Raw genomic sequence first — 21,358 nt, 5'->3', positions numbered from 1 at the left:
AGCTCTGGAGTTAATCTCAAATCTCAAATCTCAAATCTCAAATAGACTGACATAATTCTTAATAAAATTAAGATCACCCAAAGCCAGATAAATCCGTTATCAAATCCCCTTCAAGCGCCATATGTTTTTAGGATTTTGGGATGTTTTGCTGTGCAAACCTGACTTGACAATAGTTTCAGCTTTTTGGATCTCTAACAACCAGCTAATTTTCGTGAGATAGAATAGCAGCATCTTTAAAACCAATATAACCATGACTTCATCAACAGTCCTACAAAGCATCGAAAAACACATTCCCATCGTGGGAGATGTACATAGCAAAAGTCCGATCGCCTACGGAGCAACCCGCCTCGCAGTCAGTGCAGTTAACACGGTGCAAATGGCAGTAGCAGAGTCTTACATCAACGGATTAGAAGTCGCAGATTCAGTATTGCGATCGCTTTTTGATACCTGTATGCCCGTCTTTTTTAAGCATTTCCCCTCCCTGCTTGCACCCTACGAATGGGTACTAACAGAAACAGACCATACAGCCGAAGGGCCGCGGGATTTAATGAAGATTCAGTACGACTTACCTCAAGCAATGCTGAATCCGATGTTAGGCGATGGAAAACTCATTTATCCTAAATACAGCATGGGATTGTGGGAAAAAGGAGCAGCCAACCTTGAACAATCGCAAATGCAGATGATTGATGATGATGTGATTGAGAAGCTAGAGATTCAAGATGGCGACAATATTTTAGACTTTGGTTGCGGCTGGGGTTGCGTTCCCAATTACATTCTTTCCAAATTCCCCAATGTCCAGTCTACTGGCATTAACCTCAGCCACCACCAATGCGAGTATATGCGTCAGAAGATGCAAGAGCCCGAAAGCTACCTTAGTTCAGGTCGATTTACCCTATATGAAGGCGATTTTAACGACGCCAACTTCGAGACCAAATTTGACAAAATTCTCTCCATCGGAGTTTTTGAGCATATAGGCAATTTAACGAAAGCTTTCCAAAAGCTAGAATCTTTCCTGAAGGATAACGGCAAAGTTTTCATTCACATCATCACAGTTCGCACTCCCAACAATATATCCAGCGTTTTCACCCACAAATACATTTTTCCCCACGGCCGTTACTGGAAATATGATGCAATTCCCAGCCACAACAAAGACCTCAAGACCATTAAAAGATGGTATCTCAACGGATACAATTACTCCACAACGTTTGCTAACTGGTTGAAAAACTTTGACGATTCTCAGGAAATAGTCAAAGATTTGGACTACGGCATCGACTCTGCCAAATTTCGCCGCATCTGGCGGTTTTACTTGATTTGGTTTGTGTCTAATTTCGCGAGTTGCGAGGGCGAATATAACGGCAACGGTCAATATTTAATGGTTCGTGCCTAACCGCTAATGAGTAGACTCAGCTCAAAAAACCGAACTCCCCGAACCCCGACATCTCAAAGAAGTCGGGGTTCTTGAGTGCGAGCTACTTATCGGGAGGATGAAACCTTTCAACATAGATTTAGGGCGATCGAGAAGTGTTGCCTTCTTTTGAGGAATTTTTCTGAGCTTTAAAAAATCCGGAATAAGATTATCGATCGGTGAATAAGACCTATATCAAGCGTGAGCCTGCACAATACTTTTTAAATTCCATCCTCGATCGGTAGTGATGATCTCCGATATTTTACTACAAAAAGAGAGTTGATTTATACAATGGTAGACAATATGAAACCTTCTCTTCCTCAAGACGACCCGAACCAAAAACAGCGTCGCGATTCCTTGAATCGGCAGCAACAAGCTTATCAGTTTGACTTTGAGAGTTTATCACCTTTGGCATTATTGAAAGATGTGCCACCAGTCGAGAACTTTTCGAGCAAGTATATTGGAGAGCGGATACTAGCAACATCGGAACTTCCAGGAAATATGCTGGCGGCCGATTCGAGAAGTTTTCTCGATCCTCTCGACGAGCTCCAAGACTATGAAGATTTCTTTACTCTGCTGCCGCTACCTGCTGTTGCCAAAATCTACCAAACCAATCGCTCTTTTGCAGAACAGCGCCTGTCTGGAGCAAATCCGATGGTGCTTCGTTTGTTAGATGCCGGCGATCCTCGGGCGCAAACACTGGGACAAATTTCCAGCTTTCACCCATTATTCGATCTGGGCCAAGAGTTGCAACAAAAAAACATTTACATTGCCGATTATACGGGTAGCGACCAACACTATCGCGCGCCTTCAAAAATAGGAGGTGGCAGCTATGAAAAAGGCAGAAAATTCTTGCCGAAACCGCGAGCTTTTTTCGCTTGGCGGTGGACGGGAATCCGCGATCGCGGTGAACTGGTGCCGATCGCCATTCAACTAGATCCGACCCCAAATAGCCATCTTTACACCCCGTTCGATCCTCCTGTGGATTGGCTGTTTGCGAAACTCTGCGTGCAAGTAGCAGATGCCAATCACCACGAAATGAGCTCGCATTTAGGTCGAACTCATTTGGTGATGGAACCAATCGCGATCGTCACCGCCCGACAGTTGGCTAAAAATCACCCCCTTAGCCTGCTGCTGAAACCGCACTTTCGGTTTATGTTGACTAACAACGAGCTGGCGCGTTCTTATTTGATCGCTCCGGGCGGGCCAGTCGATGACTTGCTAAGCGGTAGCTTGCCAGAGACAATGGAAATAGCTAGAGAGGCTTGCAGTAACTGGAGTCTGGATCAATTTGCCTTCCCAACTGAACTGAAAAATCGGGAAATGGACGATCCAAATCAACTGCCTCACTACCCTTACCGAGATGATGGATTGCTACTGTGGAATGCGATCGAAACCTTTGTCTCCGGCTATCTCAAACACTTTTACCCGACGAAAGAGGCGATCGCAGAAGATGTGGAACTGCAAACCTGGGCACAAGAATTAGCCTCTGATAACGGCGGTAAAGTCAAAGGAATGCCCAGCAAAATCGACACAGTTGAACAATTAATTAAAATTGTCACAACTGTAATTTTCACCTGCGGCCCGCAGCATTCAGCCGTCAATTTTCCCCAGTACGAATACATGGCTTTTGCCGCCAATATGCCCTTGGCAGCCTACCGGGACATTCCCAAAATTACCGCTTCTGGCAATCTCGAAGTGATTACAGAAAAGGATATTTTACGGTTGCTTCCTCCGTACAAACGAGCGGCTGAGCAACTGAAAACTATGTTTATTTTGTCAGCTTATCGATATGACCGTTTGGGTTATTACGATAAATCTTTCCGAGAACTCTACCGGATGAGCTTCGACGAAGTTTTTGCGGGAACCCCGATCCAACTTTTAGCCAGACAGTTCCAGCAAAATTTGAATATGGCAGAACAAAGGATTGATGCTAACAATCAAAAACGAGTCATTCCTTATTTTGCTCTCAAGCCTTCGTTGGTGCTAAATAGCATCAGTATGTAGGAGTGTATTTTTGGGGCAGGCGAGACGCCCAACCCCTACTCCCCACAATAAAATTCATTCTTGGTGGAACAGGCACAAAAGCCTGTTCTTCAGCATAATTCAAGATGTGAGTTACAATGCGAATTCTCAGCTTTTATAGTCTTCAACAATCGAGCAATTCACGGCCATTGTACCCGCAGAATCTGTGAATGTGACTTCATCTTGATAATGCCGTGGTGTTTGCATCAGCAACCGCCAAGCTTCTCCAGCATCGATTAAATTCATGCGTCCGGGATAGTGAATTTGCAACAACTCTTGCACCATCGGATAATAGTCTGAGTTGATGCTGGGGAAAATATGATGCTCTGTGTGGTAAGAAAAATTCAAGTGCAGCAGGTCAAATATTTTAGGAACCCGCACAGAAGCACTGTTGATCAGCGGGTCATTAATCGCGGTCATCCGGCAACCCATATGGTTGGTATAGATGTAAAACATTGCGCCTGCATGACCAATTGCGATCGGCAAAAAGTACGCAAGGGCGATTTTGAGCGGATGAAAATTTAGGTAGAATAAAATGCTCGCATGAATTCCTAAAATTCCCAGACATTCAAATGCGATTGTCAATCTATCTTTAGGACTAACTGTAAAGGCAGCCGGTACGTAATCAACAGATTTATCGTTAAATAACAGCACCGAGGTGAGATTGCGGAAATTATGCACTAACCACGAACCCGCCATCCCTACAATTAACCACACCGGATTTACTTCTACCGACGGGACAAACAGATTTTGAATCCATTTTCCCCAAGTATCTGGTTGCTGGTACAGATAGTTGCGATCGGGGTCTGCCACAGAATTCGTGTTATTGTGATGTACGAGGTTGTGCAGATTTTTCCACTGAGTAGGCGGCATAAACAGCATACTTAGTCCCAAAAAGGCGATCGGATAAGTGAGGCGCGACTTTTTCTGAACGCTACCGTGCATCAAATCGTGGGAGCTAAATAGCAAAACTATGATACTATTGCCCATGATGACGGCTAAAGGTAAGTACAGCCCTAAAAGATAGACAGGCCAGCGATCGAGATTAGCAGCAATTCCCCATCCCAGCAATAAAATAGCAGCGTTGATGAATAGTATTGCTAACTTGCTAGGCTCTGGTTCAAAGGCATCTGATGGCAGCAGCGGACGCAATTTTTTAACATATACCGAGTGGTGAATTAGCGTTTCTTTGCCTAAAGTCGGCGTTGCGGTATTGTCTAGAGTATTGAGTGTTTTTTCGGATTTCATGTGATAGCTAAGAGTATTTTCATGTGAGTTAATAAGTTTCTAAATTTAATTAGATCCCGTACCCGATTTTAGATTGAACCCACACATAAATCCGGCGGCTTATTGTTAGGATGCGGAGATTTTATCTGTCTCCACTGCGGCTATCCGGGAGCTTGTGATCAAATTGCTTTAGATCAAGGCTGCCTGATTGTTCTACCAAGATATTATTGTATCCTATAAAAAGATTTTTGGAACAACTATTAAAGGCTTACGCATCGATAATAGTCTCCCATTTTTTGAGTTTGGTTTAATCTCAATAACCAATTCTAAATAACCTATAAGATTAAAAAAGTCCGTTTCCCTGAACAATTTCTTTAATTGTCGTCAGCGTATCTAACCCGATCAATCCTCGACGATAACCTTTTTGGTTGGACATTCCCAAAAATATCGCATCTCCCCGATTTTGATAGCGCCAAAACCGAGGTGAGGCATTAATAAAAGTTGAGGCGCTGTTAACATCCAGAGCAAATTGGCGACTTTCTAAGTAAGATTCAGTGGCAATACAGTCAGCGTGACCGCTGCTGTAGCGGTTGATCCAGCCGATCGCAATCTCTAAACTATCGACAACTTTAAACGCGATGGTTTTGTTTAAATACGGTTGAGTCCACTCGTATGTTTCCGCCAGCTTCAACTCTGGGAAATCTGCAACAAGATCCGCATCGCCGCTAATTTGAAAGCCTTTTTCTTTTAAACTGTTCCACAGCCTGACTAAGGAAGAAGGCTTTTGGTTGCGATCGATGAGCACTTTCTCGATCGCATTAACAGGATCGGGCACGCTTTGATGGCTGTCCAAAATCATCCACCTTGCCATCTCCAAACTACCAGTCGGCGACCAATAAAGGTAACAATTTCCCATTGCCGACCTCAAAACTGGTGCTGTGCACAGCCTTACCACCTGCTGCACCAAACTTGGTCTACCGTAGGGAATAATTAAATTGAGATATTGGTCTTGAGTGACCAATTCTCGGATCGAAGCGCCCCGATCAGGCGGCAGTATCTGCAAACATCCCGATGGCAAACCTACCTCATCGATCGCCGACACCAAAGCTTCCCCAATTACAGCATTAGTTTGCCAGCTTTCGCTGCCGCCTTTTAGAATCAAACTGTTAGCGCTTTTGAGAGACAAACCCGCGGCGATCGCCCCCAACTCTGGAAACGCCTCGTAAATTAGAGCGATCGCCCCCAGTGGTAGCGACTGACAGTAAACCTGACAGCGATCGACCTGATAAGAAGCATTGATCACCCTGCCGATCGGATCTGGCATTTCCCCCAACCGTTCCAGAATTTGCACAGTTGTCTTGATCCGTTCCGGCGTCAGCTTCAGCCACTCCACAATCAATTCGGGAATCGCCATGTCCCGACTCGCTTCTAAATCCAGAGTATTTGCTTCTAAAATGTCATTTTGTCTGCGTTTCAGCGAGCCCGCCATCGCCTGCAAAGCTGCAGCGCGATCGGCACTCTTTGTCGCCGCCAACTCCAAAGAAGCTTGATAAGCGCGACGCGCGACATTTGCGGCATCTGATGAATGGGTAAAATCCTCTATTATCATCTAGCTAACGCCTGTAAGCCAGCCATACCATCAGCGCCGGCAGCATTGCTAGCAGCACGGCGACCATTGCCCACAGAATAATATTCGGGCCCGGCGAGTGTAGCGCCAAGGGCAACCAAATCACTAGCGGCACCAATATCATACCCAAAGCCAGTGGCAAGTAATGGGCTTTCAAACCCGGATGCGCTCTGTTCCACTGGTGGCCCGTCCACCGCCAAGCCTGCTTGTAAGGATAGTTCGTTGATAGTTGCTCGATCACGTCTCCACTTTCGTCCAATACAAATATTTGTTGACAGCGGTTGCAGCCAAAGGCTTCTGTCAACGTTATGGGAACTAGACGACCCCGGCGTCGGCAAGGACAGGGGTACTCATCGTTTAAGTCAATCTTGGGAGCTTTTTGAGATGGCACTAGCGATCGGATAAAAAAAGCGTTTTTGCAAAAATAATCGTTAACATATCCACTTAATCAAACTTGTCAATTCCGCCAAAGCGAGGCTTTCAACTGCCTATTCCGAGATATTGCCCGATCGGCAATTTTGACTTGCAAGTTCTGCATTCAATCTTACCACTAACTTAGGTATTTTCAACCATCATTAGGACTATGCCGAAAACTTTCTTGATCTACTTTCCGGTTTCCTTGATTTTTTTATCTTCTAAAGCGGGTGACGCGATTCGAACGCGCGACATTCACCTTGGCAAGGTGACGCTCTACCACTGAGCTACACCCGCATTTCCTGCGGTATTAACAATATTGTCTCAATTCTCTAAATTTGTCAAGTCTTTTTAGTAAGTTTTTTTTCACAAACCCAGTAAACCCCCCCAAACCCACTCCCCACCTGCAATTTCAGCAGCCAGATCGTTAACCAAATCAGTAATTGCCGTGAAAATTGACCGCCATCGGCCCACGGCAAAGCTACAATCAAGCTGGAATTGTGGGAGAACACTGTCATGTCAGATTTAAATCGCGGAATCATGAAGTTCAAGGGAGCTGACAGTCCTATAGCGATCGCCATTTCGGCGATTGTCATTGCCGGCGGAATCGGCTTCTTGATCTGGTGGGCGCTGCAATCAGCCTACACCTTCAGCTAACAGACTACTCAAAGGTAAAACTTATACAGCATATTCCATGTATATGTGGTACACATAATCTGATGGCCCGTGTAAGGTGCGTCGCCACCCGTCAATCTGTAAGTTATATCCAATATCTCGTAGCGACGCACCCGGAGGATTAACAGCACACAATTAAGGTTTCTACTGTACTTCATAAACCACCGAATATGCTGTAAGGCCTTGCTCAGAAGGCAGAATTTAAGAAAAATTCTGTCTTTTGCATTTTTTTGCCCTTAGTCTGGAATTGATTGCCCAGGAATGCGGATCGATTGCTGATGATCGAATGATTGCCATAAATCACCCGATCGGGCGAGTCGCTAGCATGATCCAAGATGACAAGCGAATTTCTTCATGTGGTACCGGCCACGTGATTTATCCGTGGAATCAATCCAAAATCTAAAATCTAAAATCCTTGCGTCCCCCGCCTTTATCTCGCGCAAGTCAATCTAAAATCTAAAATCTAAAATCTAAAATCGATTGACTCCCCGATCGACTACTTTTGTAGTACAATTGTAAACAAAGCGCGCCGAGAGCGCAGTTTTAAATGCAAGTGTTTGCAAGGGTTGTATCTCAACACAAATTTATGGCAAGCTTTCAGGACATTTTCCAATACTACAGTCGCTACTGGAAAATCTCAGTTTACAGCATAGGCGCATCCAGCATTTTGGCACTAGCCGATTTGCTTGTTCCTTACGCGATCGGTCAAATATTAAACGTATTGTCGGGTCAACCTACAGATACAGTAACGCAAAAACTCATAGCAGCGATCGCCTCTGTTACCCAGCAGTCACCCAACAAAATATTATCGCTATCCGTCTTGCTCGGCATAATTTTTCTGGTAACAGTAGCCAAAGCACCGATCCAGCCTTGGGTAGCAAATTGGTTCCACTGGGCGATACCATTGAGGGCAAGACGCGATCGAATGAGAAGTGCGATCGGCAAAATCCTCACCTTACCCCTAGAATTCTACGACGAAAACAACGCCGGACGGATTGCCAGCCGCATCGCCAAAGGCATCGCCAACCATACTTGGACTTACCCAGAAATTGCCGGCGAATTCATCCCCGAAGTCGTCCGCTTAATCGGCATTTTTGCCGTTATCTGCTTAATTGAGTGGCGGATTGGCTTATTAATTTTGGTTTCATTCCTATTTATCCTCAGTTTCACCCTCAAAGGCTTGCAACAGGTGACTGCGCGGGAAGAAATTCTCGATGAATACATCGAAGATACCGAAAGCCGCAACTCGGAAATTATCACCAACATCAAAACAGTCAAAGCTTTTGCCACAGAAAGCGAGGAACTCAAAAGGCAAACCACCAGACTCGATCGCGAATTAAAAGTCGTGATCCACCGCATTCACAAAGGATACGTCACCTTGGGGACATATCAGCAGACGATCGTCCAGTTGTGTTTGTTTTCAGTTCTTGGTTTTAGCCTAGCAGCCACGGTTGCAGGCAAAATTTCCCTCGGATATTTTGTTACCGTCTACACCCTGGCAAGCATGGCATATTCCCAACTGCGTCCGATTAGCATTATCGCCGAATTATTGGCGCGGCGCTATTCTTCAATGATCCGGTTCCACGAGTTTATGCAAACGCCCGACGGTGTGGATGCGGTTAATTTAGCAGAAAATGCTCGATCGGCACAGCCACCTTATAAATTTACCGGCAAAGTTGAGATCAGCGGTTTGACCTTCGGGTACGACAGTCAAAAACCCGTTTTGCAAGATGTGAATTTGTTGATTCATCCCCGTCAGACTGTAGCATTAGTCGGGCGATCGGGTTCCGGGAAATCGACTTTAGTTAAACTTCTGTTTCGCTACTTTGAACCCAACTCCGGCCGCATTCAGATCGACGGCGAAGACATTCGCAGCTTAGACGTGACTCGCTACCGCCAGCGTTTAGCCATTGTCCACCAAGAAGTAGACGTTTTTAACGGTACTTTGCTGGAAAATTTGACTTACGGAAACAGAAACGCCACTTTCGAGCAAGTTGAGGATGCTTGTCGCATTGCCAAAGTAGACGATTTTGTGCGGCTGTTGCCCCAAGGTTACTATACCGTGGTCGGGGAGAGAGGAATGCGGTTGTCCGGCGGCCAGCGGCAGCGGTTGGGGATTGCCAGGGCGCTGTTGGTGGAGCCGGATGTGTTAATTTTTGATGAGGCTACTTCTAGTTTGGACTATGAAAGCGAGCGATCGATCCAGATAGCCATGCGAAATATTCTCGGTACGCGCACCACCATAATTATTGCCCACAGACTGAGTACAATTCGCGAAGCCGATGCGATCGTCGTACTCGACGGCGGTAGAATCGTCGAAGTTGGCAGCCACGAAGAACTTTTGAGTCAACAAGGTATTTACCGCCGCCTGCACTCCCTGCAAGAAACCGGGGAATTAGTGAATTAGGGATTTTCTCTTAGTCTAGACTTAGGGTGCTCCGGGCACGCACCCAGCCTAGACTTAGCAATGCACACCTTAAACAGTGTTCAATTTTCCCGTCAGCCCCTAACTCACTTATGTGTTCTCAGCTAAATGATTAGAGTTTTAAATATAATGTTGCAAATAAAGATTCTGGTGCTAGGATGTATAACTGTGATGGAAATGGGTCGATGCCCGAGCGGTTAATGGGGGCGGACTGTAAATCCGCTGGCTACGCCTACGCTAGTTCAAATCTAGCTCGGCCCACCTCAATTTAATAAAAAGTTAAAATTTAAGAATTAAAAATTAATTTTTTAATTGGAGATTCTTAATTTTTTATGCCCGTGTAACTCAGTGGTAGAGTACCTCCTTGGTAAGGAGGAAGTCACGAGTTCAAATCTCGTCACGGGCTTTTTCTTCTATCCTATATACATCAAGGGTTTCAGGTTCATCGCACAGCAAGAAGGTTAGTTTTCCGCTGAACTTTCGTGCTGATGGTTTTCTAATATGTCCCAAACAACTTCCATATCTGCCAAGTCCGCCCTCGACTTTTTGCGTATGGCTTTTAACTGATTGAGCAAGTCGGCCGGCTTTAGGAAATCTGCGACTGTCGGAGAAACTTTGTTGCTATCTTTGGTAGTGTTGGGTCTGTTAATTAATATCGATCGTACCCAGAGTCTAGCTCATAAGCACAGTTTTGAGATCACTGTTAGGAATGAGAATTAAATAACTTGCATTTTTTGTAGGTTGGGTTGAGGGACGAACCCTGCGTTTCACTCCGCCCAACGCCACGCTTGATTGTTGGGTTTCGTTCCACGGGCCCAACCTACGAAGTTATTTAATCCACGATCCTTAGTCGCGGGCAGTATGGCTAGTTGAGAAGGGTGTAACATCTGAGTTCCAACTGACATCTTGCACCCTTCTCGATAAATCTTTTATGAACAGGCTTTCCGGCCTGTTCCACAATAAAATTCATCTCTTGTGGAACAGGCCGGAAAGCCTGTTCTTGAGAATGGTGTAACATCTCAGTTCCAAGCGACTTTAGCTATGAGACTGGGGTTTCACCCCCGGCGGACACGGCCACAAACTCAACACAATATTGTACCCGTATCGAAATCCCCGACTTCTTCAAGAAATCGTGAATCTAATCATCCTCATCCAATCCCAGCGGCACAAAATATTGACTGTAAACCACACTATCGGGCTCCCAAAGAGGCCGCCAATAAACATTTTGCATCACCGCTTTCTCCCCATCATCATCAGCAGGCCACTGAAAACTGACGATCGCAATATTGCTATATCCCACAATCTCATCACCCTCTTGCAGCCAGCGATTGCGCCACAACAGCGATATAAAATTCCATAACCTACGCCGGAATGACAATTGTTTATTTTTATGCGATCTATCTGACGCAGTTCCATTTTCTAGCTGCAAAAACACGCGAGCTCTTTGCCGTTTAATCCAGTCAATCCGATAGCCCCAATCAGGCAGAGATTGTCTATTTCTGACAGCAGCCGCCATAGCCTTCTTTCTGCCACCCCTAGAAATCTTCATTAATTCCAGCGGCTCATTCCATCCCAAACATTCGTGCGATCGCTCAGGAAACAGCGACTTAATCTTAGTATGAACTAAATGCGTTGTCCACTCCTCATTGATCAAAGCACTAGCAGTCAACTGCGCCAACACAGAATTTTGACAATTTGACTTATCATTCGCCCCCTTCAAAGGCTCAATGTTCGATCGAGAATCGCCAAAATGACAATCAGACCAATAACTCAGTCGCACAGCAGCAGCATAGTGAATATCCCCCGTCAACACAATCACCCGATTGCGCTGCTTAAAAAATTCCACCAACAGCTTCACAAAAGCTAACTCATGAAAATTCCAAGAATCCCCCGCATCACTATTAAAAACCTTCCCCTGTTCCACATCCCACTTTTGCACCGCATCAATAATCGACAAACCCACCAAATTTGTCGGCACAACCACCAGCGTCGCCTCAATCTCAAACTCCCCAGTTTTATTCAGCAACTCAGTCTCCCTCAAAGGTTTCTGAATTTGCTCCTCAAAACCTTTGTGAGTCAAAAGCATCGGTGGATCGATCGCACTTTCCACCGGATACCCCCGCCAATTCCGCGTATCCAGCACAATCACCTCGTGCTTAAAACTTCTCACAGTAAAATGCCAATTCAAAACCTCAGTTACACCCTCGCCCTCCCGATCCAAAATAAAAACGTCTTCATCTAATTTCAACTTAGGCAAATGAGTTTTCGGATCGAGTCCGGGAATTCCCAAATACGAAGCCGCCTCCTCCCAAGCAGAAACATCAGTCCCCGCCGAATTAGACCATTTTTCAGCAGTTGTTAATAATTTATCTCCAGGTTGTGCGCGATCGAACTGTGCAGGCGTATTTCCCCAAGCCTGAAACACAGCGTAAGCCAGCAAAGCATTCTGCACTACCCGGCGGCCCAGCGGCTTCCCCAGCACCCGGTAACACCACTCTCGATTCAAATAAAAATCGTCGCTAACATCATGGTCATCGCAAATCATATAAGTAGGAATATTCGCTAGCGCCCTCCTCACTCTCCACAAATTGCGAGCAAAACCGTTAAGTTCAACAACTTCTCTATCCCAGACTTTTGCCTGCTTAGAATTTGGGCAAATATCCTTACCCTTCGGAAAACTTGTGCACCAGAGTACCGGCGACCAAACTAACAAATACATCGCATAATATTCGCCCAAGCTAAACAAGTGACTTTTAGCATTTTTGGGTTTATTCACCAACATCGCCGTAAAGCCGCCAAAATCTCTGGCAATATCGCTGCGAGTCCCCGGCTGTAACTCAATTGGTTTTTTGAACTGATACTCAGCATCCGACGGTTTCTGAATTGGCGACTCTCTAAAAATTTCCCTCTCTTGGTCAAGTGCAGTTTCGTTTTCCGAATTTTTAGGTATACTGATACACAAATTCTTTTTTATTTGGGCATCATCCATCAGGGGTAGACTTTCTTCCCAGCCCAACAGTGTATCGCCAGCGTCAGTCAAGGCCCACAGCATGGCATCGGCAACGTCGTCGCCGTAAATTTGGTCGCCCGTTAAAAACAGTTGGTGGGGCCTGCTATTTGCCGTTCCTGCAAACTGTTCGATCGAATTATCCAAGATGGGCAGCGCATCTCTGCCGTCTCCGTGGGGCTTACGACAAGAACCGTGAACGATACGCAAATAGTTTAAATCCTGCGGCGGCAGGGCAAAAGTGGGCAACTGGTGAGCGAAATAACTAATCGTCTCCGGCCCCAAAGCCGATAAATCAGGGGTGGCAGGCCACAGGCAAGAAATGAGATTTTCTTTCTCATTTTCTGGGACTGCACCCCCGACGTTCGACTCGCTACTCCCAGTAAACTTGATGTCATAAGCATAAATTTGCCCAGATGTCAAGAGGTTGCTGTTAATTGGTTTAGCAGTCACGGCGACTACGTGCAGGTATTTGCCGAGCTGCACGGTAGAGCTCGCACCTTGGAGCAAGGGCCGATCGACAATTTCGCCGGTTCCGCCCTCAGTCGAATAAACCTTGAGTTCGACTTGGCGGGGGGCTTTCAGAGCCAGCCAAACTGTCACGGCCCGACTTTCAGTCCGGCGCAAAATCGGGCCCGCAAGGATCAGCGGCAAGTGATGAATTCGATGACTTAATGGCGTCCACGACATAGGATTTAAAAAATAAAAATTAAATAAGGGTGTTCTAGCAATCAGAATTTTAGGCGATCGAGCATCTATCACCCGCTTAATTAATGCTAAGTCTGCCAACCCAAGTCTCCAAAATTGTAACAACTCATTAAGTAAAATTAATAATCATGCTACAAGAAGAACAATTACAACATTTTCGAGATTCAGCTCCGCAGTTGTCGGTAATTAAATCATCAGAACCGGCCGAACGCCCCAACAGCCGGCCTCTCTACTCGTCACCTTTAGATCGGGCGATCGACCGCCACCCCCTCACCGTGGCTCCAGAAACCCCGATCGCCCAAGTGTTGGCTCTCATGAACCCGATGCGCGTCTCCTGTCACCTTTGTGGCGAAAAACAAAACGCTGTTGCTAGCGCAGCCAAGCGCAGTTGCGTCTTAGTCGTCGAAGATAATCGCCCGATCGGCATTTTTACAGAACGGGATATCGTCAAGCTAACTACCGTCGCAGCTTGTACAGTCGGACTGACAATTGCTGACGTAATGACTCGATCTCCCATTACTCTCAAAAAATCCGAGTCTCCAGATATTTTCACAGCTATCTTCACATTGCGCCAGCACTCCATCCGGCATTTGCCCGTAGTGGACGAGGACTCGCGACTTCTCGGCATCATCACCCGCGAAGCCATTCACGAAGCCCTCCAGCCGATTAACTTGCTAACCAATTTGCGCTGTGCAGCAGATGTCATGACGCACCAAGTCATTTCTGCCACAACAACTGCCTCAGCCCTCGATTTAGCCCAGCTCATGGTCAAGCATCGAGTTAGTTCCGTTGTCATTGTCAAAGAGCAAACTCAGCATCCCGATCGGGCGATCGCACCAACACAAAATTACCAAATTCCGATCGGCATTGTCACCGAGCGCGACATCGTGCAGTTTCACGCCCTCGAACTCAACCTCTCGGAAATCCCAGCCGCAAGGGCCATGAGTGCGCCTTTATTTTGCATATCTCCCGCCGATTCCCTCTGGAGTGTCCACCAGTCCATGCAGCGCCACTGCGTCCGCCGTTTGGTAGTAGTTGGCAGCCAGGGAGAGCTTTTGGGCGTTGTGTCTCAGACAAGTTTGCCACAAGTTTTTAACCAATCTGAAATGTATGGGACGATCGAGCTGTTACAACAAGCAGTGGACGATCGAGCCACCCAATTGCAGAAAGCCAACGAACTTTTGCAGCAAGAAATTTTAGAGCGGCAGCGGGCCCAAGAAGCCCTGCGCCAAGCTCACGACGACTTAAAAAAACAAGTTGAAGAACGCACCGCTCAACTTTTAGAATCAAATGAATTGTTGAGACGGGATATTATCAAGCGCCAGCGAGTCGAAGAAGTCCTGCGGCGAAAGCAAACTTGCTTGAAAAATCAAGCACAGCAATTAGAGCAAACTGTGCGAAAGTTGCAGCAAACTCAAACTCAATTAGTGCAAACCGAAAAAATGTCTTCTTTGGGACAAATGATTGCCGGTATCGCTCACGAAATTAACAATCCTGTTAATTTTATCTACGGCAACCTTTCCCACGCCAGCCACTACATCAAAGAATTGCTCCAACTGTTGGAACTTTACCAGCAGCACTATCCCGAACCAGTCTCGGAAATTCGGGAAGCAGCAGCAGAGATGGAAGTCGATTTTTTAGTAGAAGACTTATCTAAGCTAGTGTCTTCTATGCAAGTAGGAACCGAGCGCATCCGCCAAATAGTTGTGTCGATGCGTAATTTTTCGCGATCGGATCAATCTAACATCAAGCTCGTTGACATTCACGAGGGACTCGAAACCACTTTGTTGATTTTGCAGCACCGGCTCAAAGCCCACGGCGCACATCCAACTATCCAGATTATTAAAGAATACGGCAATTTGCCCCACATCGAGTGCTGTGCCGGTCAGATCAATCAGGTGTTCATGAATATTATCGGCAATGCTATTGATGCTTTGGATGAAGAAATCCAGCAAGGGGAATGGGCGACGAGAAATGCGAAAAATTCACCCCCGTCAAATCCTAGTTCTCCATTGACTCTTCCCACAATTACAATTCGTACTGAAGTTGTTGGTGGCGATTTTGTCGCGATCCGCATTTCCGACAACGGGCGGGGCATACCGGAGGAGATTCGCCGCCAATTATTTGACCCGTTTTTTACTACCAAACCAGTTGGCAAGGGCACTGGGTTGGGACTGTCGATTTCTTACCATTTAGTTGTGGAACAGCACGGGGGGCGACTCGACTGCGTTTCGGAAGCTGGACGGGGCACTGAATTTGCGATCGAGATTCCGATCGTCAGTTCTCATTAGTCAGCAGTCATAGGATTGAAGAATTGAAGAATTGAAAAATTGAAAAAGCTGTCGGAAACAGTGGTTTGTCCCGACGATCGCACGTTGCGACTGCTTTGATCGCCAGCCTCCATCACCGTATAACCGGCAGCCCCAGCTTCCTCGACGATCTTGGCGATCTTTTTCAGCAGCACCTTTTCAGCGGCACCTTTTCCGTGACAAGGCAATACTCTATGGTTTTTCCTTGAACCATATCTTTAAGTTTATGCCAAATATCTGCGAATTCATTACCCTCTGTTGAGAAAGATTGACTCAGATTAGCGGAATCATTTTATAAAAAACACTTATCTTTTTGACGCTATAGCAACCATTCAACCAGCAAATCTAAGTATAAACTTAAGAATACCGTTCAAGGCGAAAGCATAGATGTCTGTCTTCTGTTCGATATCAATGTCAGGTTTAAGCGTTCCAGTCTCTCTCCTTGAGACACTATCCATTCACAGGTGAATTTCTGACAGGTATTTCCCTAGCGGCGGGCCAGTGCCCGCCACCGCCACACACATTCGAGCAGCATGGAGCGTACACAATGAACAAGTTTGACTCAACTAAACTGCGGACCCAATTTGACAACACCAGCGAAGGCTGGCTAGTGCAGGTGTATAGTGGCGATCGCCGCCTGCTCTGTGTGTTCGATTCGTCTCACGCCTGGACTTTTTTGGTGGGCTGTGGGTTCGGTCTCCTACTGGCGGTGGGGTGGTTTAACCTTGCCAGTTACAGTCCGTCCACGACTTATGTGCCGACAACCACTCCCCCCGAAATGTGGATTGATTAGTTCAAAGCATTGCTATAAGAGTGGTGTTCACGCCACTCCTGTTCCCGATTTTGCTGATCCCATACCGTCCTCGGTGCAATATCCGTGTACATAAAAAAATCTGCGATCGCTATTTATGCTGACCAGAAATATACGGGTTTTATGAGAACAAAAGGAAAACTTATGATTTGAATTAAAAATTATTTGGCATATCCATGTAAAGCGATCGCAAGTTTGTGCGAATTTAAGGATAGACTTAATTACATAGAATTTTGGGTCTTAATAGATATTGATCTATAGAAGTTACTGCGGGACAGCGACACCTTCTAGCCCCATTCGGAGAGCGACCATCTCTGAATCCCCTGGCGACAGGTGTTCGCATAACACCTGTCGCCAGGGTTGAAGCGCTGCACCCTTACTTCTTAAATCTCACCGCTCACAATAATCGCTCTTTTTTAGAGGAGGCAGCAGGAGGTATTCATGGATTTTTTGTCCTTGTTCTTAATGGACTTCATTAAGCAGTTGCAGTCCCCAACGCTCGGGTTTTTGATTGGTGGTATGGTCATTGCCGCTCTCGGTAGCGAACTAATAATTCCAGAGGCGATTAATCAGATCATCGTCTTCATGCTGCTCATGAAAATCGGTCTGACCGGTGGTCAGGCGATCCGCAGTTCCAACCTGACGGAGATGTTGATACCCGCAGCTTCTGCTGTAGCGGTAGGGGTTCTTGTTGTATTCATCGCGCGCTATACGTTGGCGAAGCTGCCGAAGGTCAACACCATAGATGCGATTGCGACCGGGGGATTGTTTGGTGCTGTGAGTGGCTCTACCATGGCTGCAGCCCTGACCCTACTGGAAGAACAAAAGATGCCATACGAGGCATGGGCTGCCGCACTCTATCCCTTCATGGATATCCCAGCGCTCGTAACGGCGATTGTGGTGGCCAACATTTATCTCAACAAGAAGAAGGGTAGTCCAGCAGCCCACTCTACCGTGCAGGAGTCTTTCAGCAAGCAACCCGTTGCAGCAGGCGATTATCCCGATCAGCAGGATTATCCCCGCAATCGGCAAGAGTATCTCAGCAAGCAGCAGAAGCCTGCGGATAATCGGGTCAAGATATGGCCGATCGTGCAAGAAAGCCTCCAGGGTCCTGCCCTATCGGCAATGTTGCTCGGCATTGCTCTTGGCCTGTTCACCCAGCCGGAAAGTGTCTATAAAAGCTTCTACGACCCCCTCTTCCGCGGCTTGCTTTCGATCTTGATGCTGGTCATGGGTATGGAGGCTTGGTCAAGACTTGGCGAACTACGTAAGGTGGCCCAGTGGTACGTCGTGTATAGCGTAGTGGCACCGGTGGTGCATGGGTTCATCGCCTTCGGTCTCGGCATGATTGCCCACTACACCACAGGATTCAGCCTGGGCGGTGTTGTGATCCTGGCTGTTATTGCCGCCTCCAGTTCAGACATCTCAGGTCCGCCCACGTTGCGAGCCGGGATTCCGTCGGCCAATCCCTCCGCCTACATCGGCGCATCCACAGCCATCGGTACACCCATTGCGATCGGCTTGTGTATACCGCTCTTCCTCGGGCTGGCCCAGGCGATCGGTGGCGGCTAATCCCAGACGGGTCGCGGTCTGTCGGCGCTCCCTTGCTCCAACAGACCAAGCAACTCAATATATTAAGATCAACATACGTAGGTAAGGAGGTAACCAACATGCCCAAGCCAGCCAAAAAGCTTGTCATCGTCACGGAAAAGATTCTGCTGAAGAAGATCGTCAATATCATCGAAGAAGCCGGGGCAACCGGTTATACGGTTCTGGAAACCGGCGGTAAAGGCAGTCGCAACGTGCGATCGTCGGGGCAACCTAGCGTTTCTGACACCACGGCGAATATAAAATTCGAGGTGCTCACCCCCGATCGGGATATGGCGGAGAATATTGCCGATCAGGTCGCAGTCAAGTTTTTCCTCGATTTTGCGGGCATGATCTATATCTGTGACGCGGAGGTACTGTACGGGCACAGTTTCTGTGGACCAGACGGCTGTTGAACCGAGACGATACAGACCTAAGAAGCCGGGGCATGACCCCGGCTTTTTAGTAGCCGTATTTCTTGCCTGCGGACTTGGGTCTCAGTTGCAGTCCCCAGCGCTCGGCTTTCTGATCGGTGGTATGGTCATTGCCGCCCTCGGTAGCGAACTGCAAATTCCAGATGCGATCTATAGCCCAGGCTCGAATAGTGATTGAACATATTAATAGGAGTCTAAAAGTTTTCAAATTTTTGTCAAGTCGTTATAATCCTCGCCGCCGTTATGGTCTCCGTTGTAATTTGTTGTCAACACTTTACAATTATCAGTGAGATATCAGGTCTAAAATTCAAAACTTTTAATTTTAACATAGATTTTTTTTTCAATAGGTCTAATATACCGACAATCCCCCACTCGAATCCTCGCCCACTCTCGGAGGCTCCCTCACTGCAAAACTCGGACACTTCCCCACCTATTCCTAAAAATTCACAATTTTTTACAAAACACCCGAAACCTCAGCAAAGTCAATCTTTCCCAATCTAAAATCTAAAATCTAAAATCTAAAATCCCATAACTTTGCCCTCGCCTGACCCAAGCGATCCGAACTAACTTCGAGTTTGCCTCATCCACTAGCGTCTTGATGACCGTTCGAGTTACCCGCACAATCCATCAACTGCCTGCATCCTAGCCCGAAAGCCCAAAGCCCAGATTGTTTGATTCGTTTATTTTTGTTTTATTTTTGTACCTCTTTATATTAAGAAAGTATTTTAAAATTAATTTAAAAGCTAAAAAAAATATAAAAATAGATTTTTATATCAAAAAACCAGTTAAGATTCCCAAAGATGCAAAATAAACAAATTTACTAGCATTTTCATTTAGACGCCCCCTTTCTTTTCATCGCAAGTTAGCTAATAATGCTTTCAACGAGGTGACTAAGGGCCGAGTCCAAAATTGGTCTAACCCAAAGACGGATACAAGCCCCAAACAAAAGTCGTCGAGCTCGAAAATTTTAGTTAAAGAGAAGCCCCAGATTCATCTGTGGAGTCGATTCTTTAATCTCAAATCTGAAATCTCAAATCGACTGAAATTAAGGAAATTGCAATTGGGCTATGGCAATTGGGCTATGGCAATTGGGCGATCGCCCAATTGCAGGAAACCCCAGCCCTCATCGTTTTGATAGAAACCTATAGGAGAACCAAGAGTGAAACTAGCAGTTTACGGAAAAGGTGGAATTGGTAAATCAACAACAAGCTGCAACATCTCCGTTGCCCTAGCCAAGCGCGGCAAGAAAGTTTTGCAAATCGGTTGCGATCCAAAGCACGACAGCACATTTACCCTCACTGGCTTCTTGATACCCACAATTATTGACACCCTTCAGCAAAAGGACTATCACTACGAAGACGTTTGGCCCGAAGATGTCATCTACAAAGGCTACGGCGGCGTTGACTGCGTAGAAGCAGGTGGCCCTCCTGCAGGAGCTGGCTGCGGCGGCTATGTAGTCGGTGAAACCGTCAAACTGCTCAAAGAACTCAATGCCTTCGACGAATACGACATTATCCTGTTCGACGTGCTCGGTGACGTAGTGTGCGGCGGTTTTGCAGCCCCCTTGAACTACGCCGATTACTGCATGATTGTTACCGACAACGGGTTCGACGCTTTATTTGCCGCCAACCGCATCGCCGCCTCAGTCCGCGAAAAAGCCCGCACTCACCCGTTGCGGCTCGCTGGTTTAATTGGCAACCGCACCTCAAAGCGCGACTTGATCGACAAGTACATTGACTCTGTACCCATGCCGGTGCTGGAAGTGCTGCCCCTGATTGAAGACATTCGCGTTTCTCGCGTTAAAGGCAAAACATTGTTTGAGATGGCAGAAAGCGATCCTTCCCTCAATTACGTCTGCGATTACTACCTCAACATCGCTGACCAGATTTTGGCAATGCCCGAAGGAGTAGTGCCCAACGACACGCCCGATCGCGAATTATTTGCCTTACTTTCAGATTTTTATCTAAATCCAGTGCAACCGGTGGTCAAGAAGGAGGAAGATGAGCTAGACCTGATGATGGTTTAATAGGTCTAGCGATCAGGATGAGGATAAAGAGGTTATGGCTTTTTTTGATACTTTTTCAGTTGCTCTCAAACAGAAGTGGTTGGACTACTACCAGGTAAATCGGGCTTGGCTGCTCCTGCACATGACGGCTGACAACACGGTCGCCACACCCGACGGCGGGAAAAGGCCTGTTTCTTACCTCATCCTGGGAATTGCGGCTGCCCTGGAGCCGGAACTCCAGCAATTAATGCTGCCCTTCTCAAAACTCAAGCCGGATGCAGACAGCCTGATCGAAGTGTTGGGGCTAAATTTTGACCCGGACATCGCGCTGGGTATGCCCTCAAATATCGTGCCGCAGACGATCGGCACATCTCCAACACCCACAGCAGCTCAAACTGCAACTGCTACACCCGCAGCGGCTCAAACTGCAACTGCTGCACCCGCAGCGGCTCAAACTGCAACTGCTGCACCCGCAGCGGCTCAAACTGCAACTGCTGCACCCGCAGCGGCTCAAACTGCAACTGCTGCACCCGCTGATGCCAAATCTAATAAATTGGGCGGTGCGGCGTTAGCAGCAGCCGGAGTAGTCGCCGGAGTCGCCGGAGCAGCCGGTCTGGCTGCGGCGGCGTCAGCACTCAGCTCCGACGACGAATCCTTCGATGAGTTTGAGGAAGAAGCAGTCTCCGACTTCGACATGGG

General features: G+C 46.9%; 14 protein-coding genes, 3 tRNA genes and 1 pseudogene. 12 read left to right on the top strand and 6 right to left on the bottom strand.

Annotated features, from left to right (window positions below; translation table 11 throughout):
* The first annotated feature begins 250 nt into the window (after positions 1-250).
* Together QT984_RS25765 and QT984_RS25760 are read left to right on the top strand one after the other, a co-directional pair.
* The gene (locus QT984_RS25765; RefSeq protein ID WP_333056556.1) at positions 251-1,387 is read left to right on the top strand and encodes a class I SAM-dependent methyltransferase; all 1,137 of its coding nucleotides are present in this window, start codon (positions 251-253) and stop codon (positions 1,385-1,387) included.
* Positions 1,388-1,708: 321 nt separating this feature from the next.
* Positions 1,709-3,412, top strand: coding sequence for a lipoxygenase family protein (locus QT984_RS25760; RefSeq protein WP_333375216.1), 1,704 nt, complete (start codon positions 1,709-1,711; stop codon positions 3,410-3,412).
* 126 nt (positions 3,413-3,538) lie between these two features.
* Here QT984_RS25760 and QT984_RS25755 read toward each other — a convergent pair whose 3' ends face one another.
* From QT984_RS25755 to QT984_RS25740, 4 genes are all read right to left on the bottom strand, one after another.
* Complete coding sequence (locus QT984_RS25755; RefSeq protein WP_333211957.1) at positions 3,539-4,678, bottom strand: fatty acid desaturase; 1,140 nt, start codon at positions 4,676-4,678, stop codon at positions 3,539-3,541.
* Between the two features lie 322 nt (positions 4,679-5,000).
* Positions 5,001-6,266 carry a glutamate-5-semialdehyde dehydrogenase gene (locus QT984_RS25750; protein WP_333211959.1) on the bottom strand — a complete coding sequence of 422 codons (1,266 nt, stop codon included), beginning with the start codon at positions 6,264-6,266 and terminating at the stop codon, positions 5,001-5,003.
* Between the two features lie 4 nt (positions 6,267-6,270).
* Positions 6,271-6,675, bottom strand: a complete 405-nt coding sequence (locus QT984_RS25745; RefSeq protein WP_333056560.1) for a hypothetical protein — start codon at positions 6,673-6,675, stop codon at positions 6,271-6,273.
* Positions 6,676-6,923: 248 nt separating this feature from the next.
* Positions 6,924-6,995, bottom strand: a tRNA-Gly gene (locus QT984_RS25740).
* A gap of 964 nt (positions 6,996-7,959) precedes the next feature.
* Between QT984_RS25740 and QT984_RS25735 the strand changes: the two genes are divergently transcribed.
* The 3 genes from QT984_RS25735 to QT984_RS25725 all read left to right on the top strand — a co-directional run bounded on the left by QT984_RS25735 (position 7,960) and on the right by QT984_RS25725 (position 10,204).
* Complete coding sequence (locus QT984_RS25735) at positions 7,960-9,780, top strand: ABC transporter ATP-binding protein (RefSeq protein ID WP_333233944.1); 1,821 nt, start codon at positions 7,960-7,962, stop codon at positions 9,778-9,780.
* Between the two features lie 197 nt (positions 9,781-9,977).
* Positions 9,978-10,059, top strand: a tRNA-Tyr gene (locus QT984_RS25730).
* A gap of 73 nt (positions 10,060-10,132) precedes the next feature.
* Positions 10,133-10,204 (top strand) — tRNA-Thr (locus QT984_RS25725).
* 732 nt (positions 10,205-10,936) lie between these two features.
* On the opposite strand, the gene QT984_RS25720 is transcribed toward QT984_RS25725, so the two are convergent.
* Positions 10,937-13,495 (bottom strand): PhoD-like phosphatase, encoded by a 2,559-nt coding sequence (locus tag QT984_RS25720; RefSeq protein ID WP_333274309.1) that lies wholly within the window; start codon positions 13,493-13,495, stop codon positions 10,937-10,939.
* Between the two features lie 146 nt (positions 13,496-13,641).
* On the opposite strand from QT984_RS25720, the gene QT984_RS25715 reads away from it, so the two are divergent.
* A complete protein-coding gene (locus tag QT984_RS25715) occupies positions 13,642-15,804 on the top strand; it encodes a CBS domain-containing protein (protein WP_333056564.1) in 2,163 nt (720 codons plus the stop codon).
* Here QT984_RS25715 and QT984_RS25710 read toward each other — a convergent pair.
* Positions 15,801-15,977: a hypothetical protein gene (locus tag QT984_RS25710; protein WP_333056565.1), complete on the bottom strand. Its 177-nt coding sequence runs from the start codon at positions 15,975-15,977 to the stop codon at positions 15,801-15,803. The two genes, QT984_RS25715 and QT984_RS25710, sit on opposite strands and share 4 nt — an antisense overlap.
* A gap of 392 nt (positions 15,978-16,369) precedes the next feature.
* On the opposite strand from QT984_RS25710, the gene QT984_RS25705 reads away from it, so the two are divergent.
* From QT984_RS25705 to QT984_RS25680, 6 genes and pseudogenes are all read left to right on the top strand, one after another.
* Positions 16,370-16,615: a hypothetical protein gene (locus QT984_RS25705; RefSeq protein ID WP_333211968.1), complete on the top strand. Its 246-nt coding sequence runs from the start codon at positions 16,370-16,372 to the stop codon at positions 16,613-16,615.
* Between the two features lie 459 nt (positions 16,616-17,074).
* The gene (locus QT984_RS25700; protein ID WP_333056567.1) at positions 17,075-18,205 is read left to right on the top strand and encodes a sodium-dependent bicarbonate transport family permease; all 1,131 of its coding nucleotides are present in this window, start codon (positions 17,075-17,077) and stop codon (positions 18,203-18,205) included.
* 98 nt (positions 18,206-18,303) lie between these two features.
* Positions 18,304-18,636, top strand: a complete 333-nt coding sequence (locus tag QT984_RS25695; protein ID WP_333056568.1) for a P-II family nitrogen regulator — start codon at positions 18,304-18,306, stop codon at positions 18,634-18,636.
* 173 nt (positions 18,637-18,809) lie between these two features.
* Positions 18,810-18,944: pseudogene (locus QT984_RS25690) on the top strand (IS5/IS1182 family transposase); the annotation flags it as partial.
* An 869-nt stretch (positions 18,945-19,813) separates the two neighbouring features.
* Positions 19,814-20,680 (top strand): ferredoxin:protochlorophyllide reductase (ATP-dependent) iron-sulfur ATP-binding protein, encoded by an 867-nt coding sequence (gene bchL / locus QT984_RS25685; RefSeq protein WP_006634709.1) that lies wholly within the window; start codon positions 19,814-19,816, stop codon positions 20,678-20,680.
* 34 nt (positions 20,681-20,714) lie between these two features.
* Positions 20,715-21,358: DUF5331 domain-containing protein (locus QT984_RS25680; RefSeq protein ID WP_333233947.1), on the top strand; the 644-nt coding region annotated here is incomplete at its 3' end.

It is taken from the genome of Microcoleus sp. Z1_B2 (assembly GCF_036700325.1).
Classification (GTDB): Bacteria; Cyanobacteriota; Cyanobacteriia; order Cyanobacteriales; family Microcoleaceae; genus Microcoleus.
This window is presented reverse-complemented; position numbering and strand designations above follow the sequence as displayed.

Excerpts from the sequence above, each read along its gene's own strand:
- QT984_RS25760 (WP_333375216.1), top strand. The coding sequence starts at position 1,709 with ATGAAACCTTCTCTTCCTCAAGACGACCCGAACCAAAAACAGCGTCGC.
- QT984_RS25695 (WP_333056568.1), top strand. The coding sequence starts at position 18,304 with ATGCCCAAGCCAGCCAAAAAGCTTGTCATCGTCACGGAAAAGATTCTG.
- QT984_RS25735 (WP_333233944.1), top strand. The coding sequence starts at position 7,960 with ATGGCAAGCTTTCAGGACATTTTCCAATACTACAGTCGCTACTGGAAA.
- QT984_RS25700 (WP_333056567.1), top strand. The coding sequence starts at position 17,075 with ATGGATTTTTTGTCCTTGTTCTTAATGGACTTCATTAAGCAGTTGCAG.
- QT984_RS25705 (WP_333211968.1), top strand. The coding sequence starts at position 16,370 with ATGAACAAGTTTGACTCAACTAAACTGCGGACCCAATTTGACAACACC.
- QT984_RS25720 (WP_333274309.1), bottom strand. The coding sequence starts at position 13,495 with ATGTCGTGGACGCCATTAAGTCATCGAATTCATCACTTGCCGCTGATC.
- QT984_RS25765 (WP_333056556.1), top strand. The coding sequence starts at position 251 with ATGACTTCATCAACAGTCCTACAAAGCATCGAAAAACACATTCCCATC.
- QT984_RS25715 (WP_333056564.1), top strand. The coding sequence starts at position 13,642 with ATGCTACAAGAAGAACAATTACAACATTTTCGAGATTCAGCTCCGCAG.
- QT984_RS25755 (WP_333211957.1), bottom strand. The coding sequence starts at position 4,678 with ATGAAATCCGAAAAAACACTCAATACTCTAGACAATACCGCAACGCCG.
- QT984_RS25750 (WP_333211959.1), bottom strand. The coding sequence starts at position 6,266 with ATGATAATAGAGGATTTTACCCATTCATCAGATGCCGCAAATGTCGCG.